General features: G+C 54.0%; 17 protein-coding genes and 1 tRNA gene. 6 read left to right on the forward strand and 12 right to left on the reverse strand.

The genetic code is table 11. The annotated features are described in order from the left end of the window. Positions 1-2: 2 nt before the first annotated feature. The 4 genes from TA5113_RS01575 to TA5113_RS01590 form a co-directional block, all read right to left on the reverse strand. Positions 3-1,298 (reverse strand): TRAP transporter large permease, encoded by a 1,296-nt coding sequence (locus tag TA5113_RS01575; protein ID WP_058313751.1) that lies wholly within the window; start codon positions 1,296-1,298, stop codon positions 3-5. After that, on the reverse strand, positions 1,295-1,858 hold the full coding sequence (locus tag TA5113_RS01580; protein WP_058313752.1) for a TRAP transporter small permease: 564 nt from the start codon (positions 1,856-1,858) through the stop codon (positions 1,295-1,297). The genes TA5113_RS01575 and TA5113_RS01580 overlap by 4 nt, the downstream gene beginning before the upstream one ends. Before the next feature lie 28 nt (positions 1,859-1,886). Continuing rightward, on the reverse strand, positions 1,887-2,894 hold the full coding sequence (dctP, locus tag TA5113_RS01585) for a TRAP transporter substrate-binding protein DctP (RefSeq protein ID WP_058313753.1): 1,008 nt from the start codon (positions 2,892-2,894) through the stop codon (positions 1,887-1,889). A 95-nt stretch (positions 2,895-2,989) separates the two neighbouring features. After that, a complete protein-coding gene (locus TA5113_RS01590; RefSeq protein WP_058313754.1) occupies positions 2,990-4,078 on the reverse strand; it encodes a Gfo/Idh/MocA family protein in 1,089 nt (362 codons plus the stop codon). A 207-nt stretch (positions 4,079-4,285) separates the two neighbouring features. Here TA5113_RS01590 and TA5113_RS01595 point away from each other — a divergent pair, with 207 nt between their 5' ends. Continuing rightward, positions 4,286-4,939 carry a GntR family transcriptional regulator gene (locus TA5113_RS01595; RefSeq protein ID WP_058313798.1) on the forward strand — a complete coding sequence of 218 codons (654 nt, stop codon included), beginning with the start codon at positions 4,286-4,288 and terminating at the stop codon, positions 4,937-4,939. A gap of 334 nt (positions 4,940-5,273) precedes the next feature. Here TA5113_RS01595 and TA5113_RS01600 read toward each other — a convergent pair whose 3' ends face one another. Next, complete coding sequence (locus TA5113_RS01600; protein WP_058313755.1) at positions 5,274-6,308, reverse strand: IS110 family RNA-guided transposase; 1,035 nt, start codon at positions 6,306-6,308, stop codon at positions 5,274-5,276. Between the two features lie 298 nt (positions 6,309-6,606). On the opposite strand from TA5113_RS01600, the gene TA5113_RS01605 reads away from it, so the two are divergent. Beyond that, positions 6,607-8,490: a DUF2075 domain-containing protein gene (locus TA5113_RS01605; RefSeq protein WP_220387186.1), complete on the forward strand. Its 1,884-nt coding sequence runs from the start codon at positions 6,607-6,609 to the stop codon at positions 8,488-8,490. Here TA5113_RS01605 and TA5113_RS01610 read toward each other — a convergent pair. The 5 genes from TA5113_RS01610 to TA5113_RS01630 all read right to left on the reverse strand — a co-directional run bounded on the left by TA5113_RS01610 (position 8,468) and on the right by TA5113_RS01630 (position 11,912). Next, on the reverse strand, positions 8,468-8,770 hold the full coding sequence (locus TA5113_RS01610; RefSeq protein ID WP_058313485.1) for a hypothetical protein: 303 nt from the start codon (positions 8,768-8,770) through the stop codon (positions 8,468-8,470). The two genes, TA5113_RS01605 and TA5113_RS01610, sit on opposite strands and share 23 nt — an antisense overlap. A gap of 29 nt (positions 8,771-8,799) precedes the next feature. Continuing rightward, positions 8,800-10,356, reverse strand: coding sequence for a relaxase family protein (locus tag TA5113_RS01615; RefSeq protein WP_058313486.1), 1,557 nt, complete (start codon positions 10,354-10,356; stop codon positions 8,800-8,802). Next, positions 10,353-10,826 carry a plasmid mobilization protein gene (locus tag TA5113_RS17120; protein ID WP_245627097.1) on the reverse strand — a complete coding sequence of 158 codons (474 nt, stop codon included), beginning with the start codon at positions 10,824-10,826 and terminating at the stop codon, positions 10,353-10,355. The genes TA5113_RS01615 and TA5113_RS17120 overlap by 4 nt, the downstream gene beginning before the upstream one ends. Further along, the gene (locus TA5113_RS01625) at positions 10,823-11,680 is read right to left on the reverse strand and encodes a hypothetical protein (protein ID WP_058313487.1); all 858 of its coding nucleotides are present in this window, start codon (positions 11,678-11,680) and stop codon (positions 10,823-10,825) included. The genes TA5113_RS17120 and TA5113_RS01625 overlap by 4 nt, the downstream gene beginning before the upstream one ends. 155 nt (positions 11,681-11,835) lie before the next feature. Then, positions 11,836-11,912 (reverse strand) — tRNA-Arg (locus TA5113_RS01630). A gap of 220 nt (positions 11,913-12,132) precedes the next feature. Between TA5113_RS01630 and TA5113_RS01635 the strand changes: the two genes are divergently transcribed. The 3 genes from TA5113_RS01635 (at position 12,133) to TA5113_RS01645 (ending at position 14,259) form a co-directional block, all read left to right on the forward strand. Beyond that, positions 12,133-12,372 (forward strand): hypothetical protein, encoded by a 240-nt coding sequence (locus tag TA5113_RS01635; protein WP_058316584.1) that lies wholly within the window; start codon positions 12,133-12,135, stop codon positions 12,370-12,372. Between the two features lie 118 nt (positions 12,373-12,490). Then, positions 12,491-13,594: a chorismate synthase gene (gene aroC, locus TA5113_RS01640; protein ID WP_058313489.1), complete on the forward strand. Its 1,104-nt coding sequence runs from the start codon at positions 12,491-12,493 to the stop codon at positions 13,592-13,594. Further along, positions 13,594-14,259 (forward strand): HD domain-containing protein, encoded by a 666-nt coding sequence (locus TA5113_RS01645; protein ID WP_058313490.1) that lies wholly within the window; start codon positions 13,594-13,596, stop codon positions 14,257-14,259. The genes aroC and TA5113_RS01645 overlap by 1 nt, the downstream gene beginning before the upstream one ends. 3 nt (positions 14,260-14,262) lie before the next feature. Here the strand turns inward: TA5113_RS01645 and TA5113_RS01650 are convergent, their stop codons facing one another. Further along, positions 14,263-15,765 carry a malonate--CoA ligase gene (locus TA5113_RS01650; protein ID WP_058313491.1) on the reverse strand — a complete coding sequence of 501 codons (1,503 nt, stop codon included), beginning with the start codon at positions 15,763-15,765 and terminating at the stop codon, positions 14,263-14,265. A gap of 113 nt (positions 15,766-15,878) precedes the next feature. On the opposite strand from TA5113_RS01650, the gene TA5113_RS01655 reads away from it, so the two are divergent. Continuing rightward, positions 15,879-16,802, forward strand: a complete 924-nt coding sequence (locus tag TA5113_RS01655) for a DMT family transporter (protein WP_058313492.1) — start codon at positions 15,879-15,881, stop codon at positions 16,800-16,802. Positions 16,803-16,861: 59 nt separating this feature from the next. Here TA5113_RS01655 and TA5113_RS01660 read toward each other — a convergent pair whose 3' ends face one another. After that, positions 16,862-17,731: a branched-chain amino acid aminotransferase gene (locus tag TA5113_RS01660; RefSeq protein WP_058313493.1), complete on the reverse strand. Its 870-nt coding sequence runs from the start codon at positions 17,729-17,731 to the stop codon at positions 16,862-16,864. Positions 17,732-17,853 lie beyond the last annotated feature (122 nt).

Consider the following 17,853-nt stretch of genomic DNA (forward strand, 5'->3'; position numbering starts at 1 on the left):
TCCTAGCCTTGGTAACCCAACAGTCGCGGTAGCCAGAGGATCATGTCAGGCAGCAGCATCATTGCGACCAACGCGATGATAAGAACCGCAAGGAAACCCCAAATTTCGGAGATGATCTCTCGCAATGGGATGTCTGTTACTGCGTTGATGACGAACAACAGGATACCGTAAGGCGGGGTGATCAGACCGATCATCGAGTTCACGACAACCAGAACCCCAAAGTGGACAAGATCAATCCCAAGCGCCTCGCAAGTCGGGATGAACAGCGGCACGATCACCAGAATAATTGTGGTGGCATCCAACACACATCCCAACACAAGGATCAGGATGTTGACGAGGATCAGGAACATGATCGGGTGAATTTCCGCCCCGCCCAGCATCGCCGAAATGGCCTGTGGAATCTGCTCCTGAATCACGATGAAGTTCAGAATGAAGGCACCGCCGATCACGATCCCGACCGAGGCCGAAGACCGGGCGCTGTCAACGAAGACTTGATAGAGCTTCCCGAGAGAGATGGCCCGATAGAACATGAACGCTAGCATCAGCGCATAGAAAGCGGCGACCGCTGCAGCCTCTGTCGGCGTGGTGACTCCGCCATAGATGCCATAAAGCAGGATCACAGGCATCAAAAGTGCGGGGAATGCATTAGCGGTCTTCTTGGGCAGTTCGCGCAGCGGAACCGGTTCTTCAAGCGCAAAGTTGCGTTTGCGCGCTAGGTATCCGTTCATGACCATCAGGACGGCGCCCATGATCAGGCCCGGCAGAATACCTGCAAGGAACAGCGAACCGATCGACGCTTTGGAAACCAGCGCATACAAGACCATTGGAATGGACGGTGGGATGATCGGGCCAATGGTGGCTGTTGCCGCCGTGATCGCCGCCGCATAGCCGCGCGGATAGCGGTCGCCTTTGGTCATCATCTCGATGATGATCTTGCCGATGCCAGCCGCATCAGCCACAGCCGACCCCGACATGCCCGAGAAGATCAGCGAGGCCACAACATTCACATGCCCCAAACCGCCTTTGAAGCGACCAACAGCCGCAACACAGAAGTTCAGCAAACGGTCAGTGATCGACCCCGCATTCATAATGTTGGCGGCCACAATGAACAGCGGAACGGCCAATAGGATGGTGCTGCGATAGAAACCCTGCAGGATCTTTTCACCTGCCAGGGCGATGTCCAAACCTGCGACGCCCAGATAGACGACCGAGGCCAATAGGATCGAATACCCGATCGGCGTACCAATCCCCGCTAGGAAGAACAGGGTGACAAGAAGGGAAATCAGCTCAAAGCTCATTTGTCGGTTTCCTCTTCGAAATTCTCTTCTTCAGCCTCATGAATGGCTTCGACCGCCAATTCGAGTTCGGTTTTCGGGGGGGCATTGCGCCAGATGTCGACGAACATCCACGCGTAGCGCGCGGCGACCGCGACGATGAAGACCGCGTAGATCGAAAAGACATCGCGCAGCGGAATCTTCGCCCCGGTGAACGGGTTCCGCACCGTCGCTGTCTTCCGGATTTTCATCCAGTCGATGTAATCCCATGTGGGCAGCAGCGTATAAAGCATGCCAACCACCAAGGCCGCCGCCGAAATCATCGCAAAGACCTTCCGGGTTCGTTTGCTAACCGACAGATATACGATGTCGAATTTGACCTGATCCTGCTCTCGCACGACGAATGCGCAGGCAAAGAAAATCACCCAGACCCATAGGATACCGATCAGTTCCAGCGTCCATCCGGCGGGCGTGAAAAGGTATCGAAGCGCGATCTGTAGCAGAAAGATAACAAAGATTGCCGCCAGCAAGCCGCCGGCAATCATTTCAGCAAGTCGGGAGAACCATCTAAAGGCTTTCTCCATAGTCGTCCTCCCCCTTGTTCAGGTCAGATCAGTTGCCCAGGGCGTTGACCTGTTCCAACACACCTTCGGGCCAAGATTCAGCAAATTCGCTTTCAAGATACATCGACTGTACCTGATTGCGGAATGCTGCCAGATCGGGCTCGTAAATGGTCATTCCTTGCTCTTCGAGGAAGGCAACAAGGTCGGCCTCTTTCTGAAGCTGCTTCTGACGACCGCTTTCGGCAGCGGCATCGGCCGCAGCTTGAACTTTGGCTTGCTGGTCAGCGCTCATGTCATCCCAGACCGCTTTGGAAATCGCGATGTAGTTCAGGTCAACAAGGTGCGACGTCAGGATGATCTGCTTGGTCACCTCGTAGAACTTCGCGTCCACAACGGTCGGCAGAGGGTTGTCCTGACCGTCAACCGCACCGGTCGACAGCGCGGTGTAAACTTCCGAGAAAGCCATAGGTGTCGGAGCTGCACCAAGGGCCTTACCCAGGAACTGCCACGCGTCGGTGCCTGGCATCCGCAGGTTCACACCAGCAAGATCTGCAGGCGTCTTGACCATCAACTCGTCCGGAGACTGACGCAGGTTCACCTGGCGGCGACCCAGATACATGACCGATAGAAGCTTTACGCCCAGATCGTCTTCGGCAGTTTTCTTGAACGGATCCATCAGCGGATCGTTGAAGACAGCAACCTGATGCGCGGCGTCCTGATGGACATAGCCCGCAGTGAAGATCGAGAACTCGGGGAAGAACTGCGCCAGTTCCTGTGCCGAGGTGATCGACATTTCAAGGTTGCCTCGAGAGATCGCGTCAAGCTCGGTGCCCTGCGCGAAGATTGTTCCGTTATAGCTGGGCTGATAGTCAACGAAGTCTGCAACCATTGGCGCAAACACTTCGGCCATGGCGACCGAACGTTGGTCTGTTTCAGAGCCCGACGTCGCCATGCGTAGTTGGATTTTGTCTGCTGCCAGGCCAGCCCCTGCGCTGACTACCATGCCGGCGGCCATTAGGGCGGACATCGCTGTCCGGCGGGTGAGTTTCGTGATCATGAGTTTCCTCCCAAAGTTTCCATGTTCATAAGCTCGACGGTAAGATTGCCTGATTTTAGTTTATTTGCAATATTTTTTGCAAAATATCAGATATTTTAACCCGTAACCGTTACTTCCTCTTTAGTTTCAACAGTTTGCCTGGATAAAACCTTAACCGTTTCTCTGGATTTGCAGGCTTCTTGTATCGCCTCCAGCACCTTTAAGGTGCGTAGACCTTCCCGACCGGACACCAAGGGTGACGCCGTATGGGTAATAACCTCTGCGAAATGACGCATCTGATTGACCAGTGGGTCCGACCCTCCCCTGACAACAGTGGTCGCGGCGATCGGAGACCACCAATCTCGAGCACCATTCTGATGCGTCCAAAGGCGAAGGTCAGGCACCGACAGCGACCCGTGCGATCCACCAAGTAAATAGCAACTTTCAGGTGTTGGTGGGTAAATCGGATATTCGTTTGACGTCAGCTCCCAGCTCCACGGCGAAACAATGCTGTCAGATACGGTGATCGTGCCAATGGCCCCGCCCCGAAATCGCAGAACTGCGGCTGCAACATCTTCATTCTCGAATCCACGTTTCGACGGGGCGGATTGTGCTTGAACGCTTTCGACCTCACCGCACAAGTGGCGGATCAGATCCACATCATGAGCCAGATTCACCGAGATGGGTCCGGCCCCTGTCTTTTTGCGCCACGGTGCTTCGTCGAAATAGTGGTCCGGTTTGTAAAACCAACAATTCACATGAACGGCGCGCACTTCCCCTATGCCGCCAGACGAAACAATGTCATGCGCCTTACGGATCAGTGGGTTGTGGCGGCGGTGGTGCCCCACCAATACCGGAACACCGGCTTGCTCTGCTTCCTCCACCAATGTCTGCGCTTCACTCGCAGAAGTCGCTAGTGGCTTTTCAACAAGAACAGGGCAACCCCGTCTGACGCACTCCAAACCCTGCTCTACATGCAAAAGCGTAGGGGTTGCCAGCACAACCCCGTCGGGGGATTGAGCAGCAAAAAGGTCTTCCAAAGTCTCAAAGCAAGGCACATCCCGCTCTTCGGCGAACGCGCGTCCTGCCTCGCTTGGGTCCACGACCCCAGAGAGGTTCACGTTTTTTAATTGGTTGATGGCATCTGCGTGGCGTCGGCCAACAAGCCCAACCCCTGCAATCGCTACCTGAACTGTCTGAGACACTCCGAAACTCCCGGTTCGTGCCTTTGAATGCACGCTATTCGACAAGGGGTCGGAATCGCTCTCCCCCATTTCGGTTCACCCTAGGGGGTATCAATGGGATTTACAAGAATTTCTGATATTTTTAGATTTACCAGATTTATTGTGATATTGTGAGACTGTCTTGGAGGTGATATTTACATGGTAAATCAGAAAAAACCGGACAAAATGATGAACAAGCAATTCGCTACTGTCGGATCAAGCACCTATCAGCGTATCAAGCACGACATCATCTTTGGAGATTTGAAACCGGGCGCAAAACTGAAGCTTGAAGGGCTGAAACAACGCTATTCCACAAGTTCATCCACCTTGCGCGAAACTCTGAACCGGCTGGCCAGTGAGGGATTCGTTGAAGCGCCAGAACAGCGGGGCTTCTTCGTTACACCTGTTTCCCGTGAAGACCTTATCGAGATTACGGAACTGCGTGTCCTATTGGAATGTCACGCATTGGAACAATCGATCGAGAACGGCGACACGGATTGGGAAGGCAATCTGGTTGCGGCCCATCATAAGCTGCACTTGATGGAACAGCGACTTCTGTCCGGCGATGAATCTGAGAAAGAGTTGTGGAAACGCTATGATTGGGAGTTCCACCTGGCAATGATCGAGGCCTGCAACTCCAAAAACCTCTTGTCATTGCACTCTACGCTTTATGACAAGTACCTGCGGTATCAGATGCTTGTGCTAACCTATCGCGGAGACGTTGCAGTCCAAGAACACAAGGCCATGTTCGATGCAGCGCTTGCAAGGGACGCGAGCAAAGCCAAGCAGCTTCTTGAAGAGCACATTCGCAACGGCTTGGAGCATACATTGGCAGCTATGTGAGCGCGATAGCTTCCGTGTCACTTTGTTAACGTCCGCGAACCGTAAAAAGATTCAGTGCTGAACTCGTGCAGCGAATGTCCGCTTCTCTAATTGGGTGTCTGGGTCAAGCTCATATTCCTTTTTCTGAGTGTTTGGGTATCGTCTATCCGGGTCACGCTTCTCTTCGCAGTCTGGTTTGGCGCTCGAAGGGCGCCGCTGCATGCATGTGTCGGATTGGAAGTGGAGAGCCCCGCTTTCCGGCGCGCTTCAAGTTGCGCAGCAGACATTTTCGGCTTCATCCACGAACCTCGTCCGGATTGGACGATCCCGTCAGGTTAGGTGGTAGGCTAATTGTTCATGCTGTGCCTCCAACTTTTTCCTGACGGAATTCTGTTCCGTCGGTCCACATACGATGCAAAAGAACGGCAAGTTTGCGAGCGACCGCGACAACCGCTCTGCGACGCCCTTTAGTCCGCATCAACCGCATGCCCCAAGTCTTGATCTGTGACCCCGCCATCGTTCGCATCAACAAAGCATTGGCCGCAGCATAAAGAGTTGCCCGAACGTCTCGATCTCCAGCTTTCGATATGCGGCCCGGGTTGTCGTGTTCGCCTGACTGATATCGTCGCGGTGTGAGTCCGAAGTGTGCGGCCACAGTCCGGGATCGCTTAAATCGTTTTGGGTCATCCACAGCCGCCTTGAATGTAAGGGCCGCTATCGGACCCACACCAGGAACAGTCATCATGCGCATACAGACTTCGTCCTGAGAGGCAGCTCGCTTAACGCGTCGATCAAGTTCAAGATAGTTCTGGAAGAGGACAACCCGGGCATCAAGCAGAGGGATGATTGCGTGCGCGAGAACGTCATCCATCTCGATCATGGGCCGCACGAGGCCATCGAAAGAGCCGTGTTTCACTGTTCTGGGCAGCCGAACCCCAAAGATCTTCAATAGACCTCGTACTTCATTGGCCAGATCCATCGTCTTCTTAAGCAATGCCTTGCGTGTGCTCAGAAGCGCTCGTAGTCCATGGGCTTCGCGGCTCTTCATATGAACCGGGCTGAACCAGCCGGTCCGTAGAATCTGAGCTATGCCCTTCGCATCGGTCCTATCGGTTTTGTTCCGCATCGCAGACAAAGCCGCGCTGACCTGCCGCGCTTCCATGCAGACTATGTCGAAGCCTTTCGCTTGCAAGCCAAAGTAAAGGTGCTGACTAAGCGCGCCCGCTTCAAAGCCGATCCGCTCGATTGGATGGGGGAATGCCTCCAAGCAACCTGCAATATCACTAACTTCGCATGGCAACTCTCGCTCCAAGCAAACTTTGCCACGACCATCAACGACGCAAAGCGCACATGATCGAAGTGAAACATCTAATCCAACGAAGTATTTCATTCTCTGTCTCCCTTTCTCACAGCATTGCTGTGATCCTATCGGGAGCTCGACCTCAGAACAGGGTCAGCCCAATTACGCATGCTTCCCGCCCCCACTCAGCACTCCAACGGTGGCGTTTGCCTGTAACTTGGGTGGACCTTCAGTGACAGGAGGCCCAAGGTCACCAACAGGGTTTCGACAAGGTTAAGAGAAATTGAGCAAAGCGTATTATCAAGCACCAGTAGGCGACTTCTGCGTTGAAGACGGATCTTCCATTTTGGGAAAACTCACAACCCATCACCGGCATGAATTGGAACATTTGCAGCGCAATGCATGGATAGACCAAATTCGATACCTTCAACTTTCACTGGCATCTATTTTTTCAGGGACGCTCTTTTTTGAGTTCAACATACCTCGCATGGGCAAGCGCGCCGATTGCATTCTCGTTACAGAAGGGATCGTCTTTGTCATTGAATTCAAAGTCGGTTCGTTGGCCTTCGATCGACATGCCATCGAACAAGTTTACGACTACGCGCTAGATCTCAAAAACTTTCACGAAGGAAGCCACTCCGCCACAATTGTTCCTGTGTTGATTGCCACGAACGCTGCTAAGGTAGATTTCGTGCTGGAGCTCGGGGCGGATGGGGTAGCAACTCCGATCTGCATAGGACGGTCTGGCCTCGACGACCTTCTTGCTCAAGCTGCAGGGATACCACGTGAACAACCTGTTTCCTCACCCGATTGGGAGGCATCCGGATACAAACCGACACCGACCATAATCGAGGCCGCACAGGCTCTCTACAAATCGCACGATGTCACCGAAATTTCCCGTTCAGATGCGAGCGCTAAGAACCTGAAGGCGACCTCTGACCGCATCGCGGAAATCATCGAAACTTCCAAACGAGAACACAAGAAATCAATTTGCTTCGTAACTGGTGTACCGGGCGCCGGCAAAACGCTCGCAGGGCTAAACATTGCGGCAAGTCGTGCTGAAAGGCATGAGAACGAAAACGCAGTTTTCCTATCTGGCAACGGTCCCTTGGTCACCGTTTTGCGAGAAGCTTTGGCTCGGGACAAGGTGGAGCAAGGAAAGTTTAGCGGTGAAAAAATCTCAAAGAAGGATGCTGAGCGGGAAGTAAGCCTCTTTGTTCAGAATATTCACCACTTCAGAGACCACTATCTGAGCGATCCGAATGAGCCTTTTGAGCATGTGGTCGTTTTTGATGAAGCCCAACGCGCATGGACAACAGATCAAACCTCCAAATTCATGCAAGCAAAGCGGGGGCTGGCCGACTTCGATCAATCTGAGCCAGAATTCTTGATTGGAGTCATGGATCGCCACTCCGAATGGTGCACGATCGTTTGCCTTATCGGTGGTGGCCAGGAGATCAATACTGGCGAAGCAGGCCTTGGAGAATGGTTGAGAGCGGTCGAGAACCGCTTCTCAGATTGGGAAGTGCATGCGTCAACTCTTCTGGAAGATCCGCACTATACGGTTTCTCAGGACGCCGTAGAGCTACTGCACTCGCCCAAGATCACAAAGCACGAAGATCTACATCTATCTGTTTCAATGAGATCCTTTCGCGCTGAAAGACTCTCTTCTTTTGTGTCATCTGTATTGGATGGCGATGTATCGTCGGCCTCTGAGGCTCTGGCTAGCTTGGGCGACAGATACCCGATACTTCTTACGCGTGACCTCGTCTCTGCCAAGAATTGGTTGAACAGCAGGGCGCGTGGAAGTGAGCGGACAGGCCTGGTGGCATCTTCAGGCGCCCATCGTTTGCGCCCCGAAGGCATACATATCAAATCCGCGATTGATCCCAAAAGCTGGTTTCTGAACGACAGCCAAGACGTGAGGTCCTCTTACTATCTGGAAGATGTCGCAACAGAATTTGACATCCAAGGCCTCGAGCTGGATTGGGCAGGCATGTGCTGGGATGCAGATCTCAGAATGGTGGATGGCTCCTGGCAGTTCAATGCATTCAAAGGAAGCAAGTGGCAGTCTGTGAAGACTTCAACACGGCAGGTGTATCTGCTCAATGCTTACCGGGTTCTTCTGACAAGAGCCCGTCAAGGCATGATCATTTTCGTCCCAAATGGCGACCCTAAGGATCCAACTCGGCCACCGGCTTTTTATGATCAAACCTTTCATTTCTTGCGTGGGTGTGGGATTCCTGAACTCAAGCAGAACGACAGTCTTTAAGCACGACAAGCACCTGTCCGACCTGCAACTCCTTTGCGTTCAAATCTAGCTCACGGATCACGTACTGGCCGACACGGCCTGTAATGTGGCGGCGATAGGTTTGACCATCCTGATCAATGAACAGACAGCGAATGTCGCTGTGGTTGCCCCAAACGCCAGCGATGGCCATTAGAGGGATACCTTCGGGCAAGCGCTCGACTTTTTCATAGTCGCGATAGTCGATACCGTATTCTAGCGCTTGCCGGAAGCCGAGGGTGAATTGGGTGTGGTCGAATTGCATGTGGTGCTTTCTTGCGGTTTGGAAGTTCATCAAAGCGAGTGCCCCGCGCAGCGGTGGCTAGCCCGTGAATCTAGTTCTCGTTCAGCCGCTTCTCGGCGTCTTTCGCTAGTTTCCAGCTGGTCTCTAACCCCGCCTGCAGCGTCGCGTAATTCTGCTCCTCGCGCAGCAAGTCGGCCAATGTGGTGACGGACGTGAGATGTGATTTCATCAATAGCGCCACGCAATGCGCCAAGCCATTCACCTTGCTTTCGATCCTGCTGGTCGAGCGCTTCTCCAAAGCGTGCAATTCCTTGGCTGAGCTCTCGCAAGCTGTCACCAACCGTTCGACGGATGCGAGCAATTCGCGTTCCAATGCTGTCAGGGTATGTGTCATCTAGGGTTCCTTGATCTCGATACAGATGATTGACGTTTGCGCCATCGTGCAGGTCTTCAGTTCGGTCCGGTTCGGGTCCAGCGTCACCCATGTCTGCCCAGCCTGTTCGATCCGTGTCAGGCCAAGCCTCGTCATCTCCGAGCGCGTGATCAAACCGGTCCAGAACCAACTCGACATCAGAACCGTTGCGATCCAGGCTGAGACCATCCCCACGATCACCCAAGGCGAGATCGTTAACCAGCGCCTGATCGTCTCGCTCCGCCTCTCCAACTCGCTCCTGCTGTCGCTCAGAAAGAACCTGATATCGGTCTCGATTGTATGCAGCGCGCTGGTCGCAATGCCGCTGAAATCGCTCCTGAAGCTCTCCAGCTGAGATGCCATCAAGGCGGCGTGGTCGCTCCGGATCGTCTCCAGGTCCGCGTTCAATTTCTCGGCGAGGCGGTTCGGCTTGCCAGTCGTCATGGAAAATCTCTCCTTTCAAACGCCAGCGCTCGCCGGTGTCGGGGTCTTGGGCGGTGATGTAGTTCTTGCTGGCACGGGGGATCTCGAAGCCCACATCAGCCAAAGCATCGATCATGCTGGCGCGGTCGGTGATAGTTCCGACACTGATCTGATCGAGGATCCAGTCATGGAGCGCTTCGCGACCTTGCGCGCGTTTCGGCGCTTCAATAATCGCCCTCACTTCGCGGGCGCGATCTGGCTCCAAAGGGTCTGCCCAACCGTGGGTCTTGTTCATCAAATCGCGCAGGCTGGAAAAGGCGTTCTCATGGCCTGGCGGAGCGATGTTCAGCGCCTTGCCGGTGCTCAGCTCAAGGCGTGGCGTGCAGAAGTGCAGCTCGACGTTACCTTCATGCGAGTGGCGCACCCAGAGACAATCGTATTGATCCCTGTCCAGCCCAGCAAAGGCCAGAGCCTCAAATAGCTCAATGGCCTCTTGCTGGACGGCGGGACTGGGATCGTCGCTGTCGGCAAAGCTGATCACACCTGCCGTGAAGCTCCATTTGTTGGGGCTCGCATCGATCAGGTCGCGGGTCTGATCGGGAGTGCCGTGCAGTACCTCGGGCAGCGGGTCGCGGATCTTGGTTTGCGGCTGGCCGGTGTCGTCGCGGATGAGGTTGCGGTTCTCATCATAGGCCAGAACTTCGCGAGCTGTCAGGTAATCCACGGGAGCTGCACCGCCACCTGTGCCGGTGGAGAAGAACGAGATGATCATTCGCAGTTCTCGCCTGTATGCGCCGCCACGATCAGCGCCATCTGCCGTTCGATGACCACCAGTTGAGCCGTGACCTTGAACGCCTCGATCTGGCTCTCGCGGCCAGATTTGACTGCGCCGTTGATCCAGCGGGAGAGCTGATTGAGGTTGCCGCCGACGCGGGCAATCGCAAAGGTCAGTTTCGGGTCAACTCGGGGGACGGGCTTGCGCCGACGTGCCTCGGTCAGCCCCAAGGCCTCGCGCATCAACGTGGCATTGGGTAGGCCAGCGGCGTGCGCCTTGGCCACAAGCGCTGCCTTTTCCGACGGTGTGCATCGAAAGATCACGCTCTCGGAAAGGCCCTCTTTGACGCCGCTTGCGCGCGTTTGGTTGGGGTTTGAAGGGGAGGCTTGCCGCCCCTCACAAGTCCCGCCGATGTAATCGGTGGGTAACCTTGCTCTCTGCTCATTGTAGGGATCAGTTGCACTCATGCTCTGAGCCCCGCCGCCTCGATTTCAGCAGGGCAGACCAGGTTTGCAGCCAGCAAGGCAGTCACTTGGCCGGGTGTGATGTGGCGGCACAGTGGATGTTTGTCTGTGACCCAGTCGGCCAAACCTTTCAGCAATTCGGCCTCTTTGGCTTTGCCCGCTTCTCGTGCCACCTCAACGTCGTGAAGGTATTTCAACCAACGGCCAGACGTGAACCAATTGTCGGAGAAACACACCTTGGAGCGGGTGAAACCTTCGCTCTCGGTGGCGTAAGCACGCACGGCTTCCCCAAGGTCTTTGGCGTCCACGCCGTCGGTCAGCGCTTGGCGGATTTGCGAGAGGCAAACCGCTTTCCCGCGAACGCGATCCTCGGGATAGGCTGACAAAATCTTTTCAGAAACTTCATCCTCCACCGCCGGATTCGCATGCGAAGGATTTGGTTTTTGATATGGTTTATATCTGTTCTTATAGGATTTGCCCTCTGGGGCAGATGGCTTGCCCTCAGGGGCAAATGCATCATTTTCCCTTTCGGTCGGATCGATTTGCCCATTTGGGCAAATGGAGTTGCCCAGGGCATACCAACAGGTCCGGTCATAGCGATCATCGCTGAAATTGCCTTTTATGATCAGCTCTGCGCTGACCAGCTTTTCGAGCGCTGTTCGGATCTGCTTCTCGCTCAGATAGGGGAACAACTCGCCAAAGGCCGAGATCGAGTTGTAGGTCCAACAACGCCCGTCTCGCAAGTTGCGGCGGTTGGCTTGGTTCTTCTCGATCCAGAAGGTGATGTTCTGGAAGATCACCGCCGCGTTCAGGCCAACACGTCTCGCGATTTCGGGATCAAAGCTATGGCGGCTCATGATTGACCCTCGAAATACGCACAAACGTGCGAATTTTGTACAGGTTTTGTACGAAAAATCGGCCGTTTCAGCCGATTTCGCCACGAAAGATGACGGGACTTTCTGCACGCTTCCGCACAACGTCCTGTAAATAAGCCATATTTTTCAGGTGTTTTTGGCGACCCCGGCAGGATTCGAACCTGCAACCTGCCCCTTAGGAGGGGGCTGCTCTATCCAGTTGAGCCACGGGGCCATCAAAGCACCTTATTCGTTCTGGGTAGACCATTCCCAAAACAAGTTCAAAGCTGTTTTTCAGACCCATTGCGCGCACCAAACATGCATCAAGGGTCACAAAAACGCTCACCCCGTTTCTCGAAATCGTGACCCGATTTCAACGTCCCTAGCCTAGAAAGTGGCGGCCACGAAACCCATGTAATGGGCAGTGAAGGACACTTCTGCAGAAAGGAATTGTCATGACACAAACTCTCAGTGCCCTCATGGTGATCTTCGCCATTTCAGCAACCCTCTCGCTCACATGGGTGAGCGCTGGTTACGCCCATACGGCAAACCAGCGGTATGAAACCATGGAAATGCTGATGGGATACTCTGTTGAGCGACCACAACCGGCGACGCTTGTTCATGCAGTAAATGACCAGGCTGACTTACCCGTACCTGCTGTGGCTTCGGTAAATTGGATCAAACCAGTCCAATAACTGATAGACCGCTCGAACCAAGGGCCGCTTTTTCACCTCCAAAGCGGCCCTTTTTTGTGAAAGACTTCCCCCTCTCTCGCTTTGTCGCTAAACGGGTCTCTGAAATAGGAGACCACCCATGTCCGTGAATTCATTTGGCCATCTTTTCCGTGTGACAACCTGGGGCGAAAGCCACGGGCCCGCTTTGGGTGCAACCGTTGATGGATGCCCACCAAATGTACCGGTGGAGCCAGAAATGCTCCAAGTCTGGCTGGATAAACGTCGGCCGGGTCAGAACAAGAATACCACTCAGCGAAATGAGCCAGACGCGGTTAAAATCTTGTCAGGAGTATTTGACGGCAAAACCACCGGCACGCCGATTCAACTGATGATCGAAAATACCGATCAGCGCAGCCGCGATTATGGCGAAATCTCTCAGACATTCCGCCCAGGTCATGCGGACATCACCTATCACCTGAAATACGGCAACCGCGATTATCGCGGTGGCGGGCGCAGCTCTGCCCGCGAAACAGCAGCACGGGTTGCTGCCGGTGGTCTAGCACGTGAAGCGCTCAAGGCTCTGGCGCCGGGGATTGAGATCCAAGGCTACATGACCCGCATGGGTGAGATGACAATTGATCGCGATGCTTTTGATTGGGATGCGATTGAAACCAATGACTTCTGGATTCCAAACGGCCCAGAAAAAGCGGCGGAATGGGAAAAATACCTGCAAGCCCTTCGTAAAGACCACAACTCGGTGGGGGCGATGATCGAAGTCGTCGCGCGCGGAGTACCCGCGGGCATCGGCGCACCCGTATACGGCAAACTCGACACCGACCTTGCAGCGGCGATGATGTCTATCAACGCTGTCAAAGGCGTGGAAATTGGCGAAGGCATGGAAGCGGCAAAGCTAAAGGGCTCAGAAAACGCAGACGAGATTTTCATGGGTCCGAACGGTCCTGAATATAGCTCGAACCACGCTGGCGGTATTTTGGGTGGGATTTCCACCGGCCAGGATGTGGTTGTTCGGTTTGCGGTGAAACCGACCTCGTCGATTCTGACGCCACGCAAATCCATCCGCATTGACGGGTCGCCAACGGAAGTGATCACCAAAGGGCGTCACGATCCCTGTGTCGGCATTCGTGCCGTGCCAGTCGCTGAAGCGATGATGGCATGTGTCATTCTTGACCACATCCTGCTTCATCGCGGCCAAATCGGCGAGAACCAGGGCACAATCGGCTGATGGAGGAACTCCGCGCCCAATTGCGGGCCGTAATTCGCACGGAAATGGCACAAGACCCAGCCCATGATGTGCTGCATCTAGATCGGGTTTGGGCAAACGCACATCGTATCGCGCTGGATGAAGGCGGAGTGGACCTAAAGGTTCTGCTCGGTGCCGCTTACCTGCATGACTTGGTGAATCTGCCGAAGGACCATCCAGACCGGAAAAAGGCCTCTTCTTTGTCGGCGGACAAAGCCAAACCGATTTTGGAAGGTATCGGTTACTCTTCCGGCGAAATCAAAGCAGCTCAACACGCCATTCGTGCACACAGCTATTCGGCGGGTATTGAACCGAATTCGGCTGAGGCCTTCATCCTTCGCGATGCAGATCGCCTTGATGCGCTTGGCGCGGTGGGAATCGCTCGGACCTTCATGGTGGCCGGTCAAATGGATCGCCCTTTAGCAGACCCTCGTGACCCTTTTGCCGCAGATCGCCCGCTAGACGACCAGCTTTGGTCAATTGACCATTGGCACCTCAAGCTCTTGCAACTTCCCCATGAAATGGCGACCGCCAAAGGCAAAAAGATCGCCCAGAAGCGCGCCCATTTGATGCTTGCTTATCTCAAGCAATTGGCCAAGGAAATGGACACAGACCTGCCGAAACACTGGTCTGATTTGCTCACTTGAACTCTAGCTGAACAGATCGTTGAAGGTCTGCCGCATTAGGTTTTTTTGAACTTTGCCCATCGTATTTCGGGGAAGCTTATCCACCAAGCGCACCGCTTTTGGCTGTTTGAACTTCGCCAGATCGGTTTCAATCGCGCTAGAGACCGCCTCTCCGGTCAAATCGGCGTCTTGTGCAACAACAACTGCAACCACTGCCTCTCCGAAGTCAGGATGCGGGACACCAATGACCGCGCTTTCTAGCACACCGTCGACCTCATCAATCAGGCTTTCAATCTCTTTGGGATAGACGTTAAATCCACCTGTAATGACCAGATCCTTCTCGCGCCCCACGATGGTCACGTAGCCATCGCTATCTATCCGCGCTAAGTCGCCAGTGATAAACCAGCCATCGTCCATAAGCTCTTCGGCGGTCTTCTCGGGCATCTGCCAATAGCCTTGAAAAACATTGTCTCCACGCACCCAAAGCACACCCGCTTCACCTTTTGGCACTTCCGTCCCATCCAGCATCACCTTCGCTTCGACACCCGGCAGAGGGAAGCCGACGGTCCCAGCGCGACGATCACCTTCGTAGGGGTTTGAGGTGCTCATATTGGTTTCGGTCATGCCATAACGCTCAAGGATACGGTGACCTGTGCGTGCTTCCCATTGCTGGTGCGTATCCACCAACAGCGGCGCAGAGCCTGAAATGAACAGACGCATGGTTTTGGCGCGTTGCCGGTCCAACCGCGGATCTGCGAGAAGTCGTGTGTAGAACGTGGGAACACCCATCAATGCCGTCGCCATTGGCATCGCATCAAGGATTACATCGGCATCAAATTTTGGAAGAAACACGACAGAAGCACCTGAGAGAAGCGCGACATTGGTCGCCACAAATAACCCATGTGTGTGAAAGATCGGCAAGGCGTGGATCAAGACATCGTCTTTGGTGAAACGCCAAAAGTCACACAGCATTTCCGAATTGGAAGAAAGGTTCTTATGACTCAACATCGCGCCTTTGGAACGACCCGTCGTCCCTGACGTGTACAGGATCGCAGCCAAGTCATCGGCATTTCGCGCGACGGGGGCAGCAGGTGCGCTTTCTTGGACGAGGTCGGTCAAACTCCCTCGACCATTGCAATCCAGCGTCAGAACGGTCGCGCTTCCCGCGATCCTTCCTATTTTCTCAAAACGATCCGGATCGCAGACGACAATGGTCGGTGTCGCGTCACCTAGGAAATACTCTAGCTCCGGCACCGTGTATGCCGTGTTGAGCGGTAGAAAAATCCCACCAGCCATGACCGTTCCCAGATAGATTTGGATCGCCTCGATGGTCTTCTCAACCTGAACCGCCACGCGACCACCCGGCTTTAGGCCATTTGCTTGCAGAACCGCCGCCGTGCGCGCAGCACCTTCAAAAAGCGCCCCAAATGACACTTCACTTCCATCTTGTAGATGGGCAAAAGTTTCCGCTTCTCGGCCAATGCTCGCTGCACGTAAACGGGACAAGAGATGATTGATCTCAGACATCTGATCGCTCCAAAAGGGTTGACTTAATCTGCCAATCAGAGCGACAGGTGCAAGGTGGAATTCACTGCTGTGCTGCCAAATCTGACATCTGCAGTTGATTTAAGAGACCGATTATGAACCCAACCAAAGGCATTCTTTTCAAGGTTTGCGCCTTGTTTTTATTCGCAATAATGGCGTCTTTGATCAAGGCAGCATCTGAAAATGTGCCGCCATGGCAAGCAGTGTTCTTCCGAGCTTTTTTCGCGATGCCAATTATCTTGCTCTGGCTTGCCCAGCGTGGAGACTTGCGAACCGGTCTGAGGGTTACCAATGCTTGGGGACATTTTTGGCGCGGTGTAATCGGCACTACAGCGATGGCATTTGGCTTTGCGGGACTAGGGCTTCTACCCTTTCCCGAAGTCACTGCAATCGGCTTCGCCAGTCCATTTTTCACGCTGATCTTTGCGGCGATACTACTAGGAGAGCGTTTTCGTGTTTTCCGTATCGGGGCAGTTGTCGTCGGCTTGATTGGCGTCGCGATCATTCTTTATCCGCGCATCACGGTTTTTGGCGATGGGGGTGCGGCGTCGCTCGCGCTTCTCGGTGCGATCTTTACGCTCACTTCTGCAGCGTTTCGCTCGCTAGCACAAATCCACATCCGCCGCTTGGTTCAAACAGATCAAACCGCGGCAATCGTGTTTTACTTCTCTCTAACCTCAACGGTACTTGCGCTACTGACAATACCCTTAGGCTGGGTGATGCCCACACGGACCGAGTTCATGTCCCTCATCGGTGCAGGACTTGTTGGCGGCGTAGCACAGATCCTTCTCACCACCGGATACCGGTATTCCGAAGCCTCAACTCTTGCCCCCTTTGACTACACGTCGATGATTTTTGCGGTTCTGATTGGCTACTTTGTCTTCTCAGAGATCCCGACTTCAAACACAATTTGGGGATCTGCGATTATCATCGCAGCGGGTATCACAATCATCTGGCGCGAGCGTCAGCTGGGGTTGAAGCGCGGGAAGGCTCGGCCTTCTGTTACGCCACAAGGGTAATCAGAAAAGCAAAAGGCCGGGAGAACCCCGGCCTTTATTATTCGAATGCGAATTTGCAGTTAAGCGCGCACCAGCGCTTCGTAGCTTTCCGCGACATCACGGGTGATGTCACCCACTTCGAAAGTATGCTCACCGATTTGACCAACCGGCGTGATCTCGGCTGCGGTACCCGTCAACCAGCATTGCTCAAAGCTCGCCAGTTCTTCTGGCATGATATGACGTTCATTCACCGTAATGCCTTTGTCTTTCAGCATCTGGATAACCGTCTGGCGCGTGATACCGTTCAAGATAGCATCAGGAATTGGCGTGTGGACTTCACCGTCTTTCACAAAGAAAACGTTTGCACCGGTCGCCTCAGCGACATAGCCGCGATAGTCGTAAAACAATGCGTCAGAGCAGCCTTTCGCTTCCGCCGCATGCTTGGACATCGTGCAGATCATATAAAGACCAGCCGCTTTTGCTGCTGTCGGGATGGTTTCTGGGCTTGGACGTTTCCATTTCGCAACATCCAGCTTCGCACCTTGGAATTTTGCATCGCCATAATAGGCGCCCCATTCCCAGCACGCGACGGCCATGCGAACAGGGTTGCGCGCTGACGCGACACCCATGTCTTCGCCTTCACCGCGCCATGCGATCACACGGACGTAAGCGTCTTTCAGACCGTTGGCTTCCAGCGCTTGGTATTTTGCTTTTTCGATCTCTTCCACAGTGTAAGGGATCGGCATGTCCAGCAAATCACCGGATTTCAACAGGCGTTCAGAATGTTCCACGCTTTTGAAGATCTTGCCGTTATAGGCACGCTCGCCTTCAAAGACTGAGCTTGCGTAATGCAATGCGTGAGTAAGGATGTGGACTTTGGCAGAACGCCATTCAACCAGTTTACCATCCAACCAGATTTTGCCGTCACGATCGTCGTAAGAGCCCGCCATGATGAACCTTCTTCATGTCAAAAATTTCGATTGTTGCGCAAAATACGACCGATACGGACATAAAATTACGCAGAAACTGCGATTCGGTACCAATTCGCTCTTGGAATGTCAACAAGGCTGAC

The sequence above is a fragment of the Cognatishimia activa genome (genome assembly GCF_001458335.1).
GTDB lineage: Bacteria > Pseudomonadota > Alphaproteobacteria > Rhodobacterales > Rhodobacteraceae > Cognatishimia > Cognatishimia activa.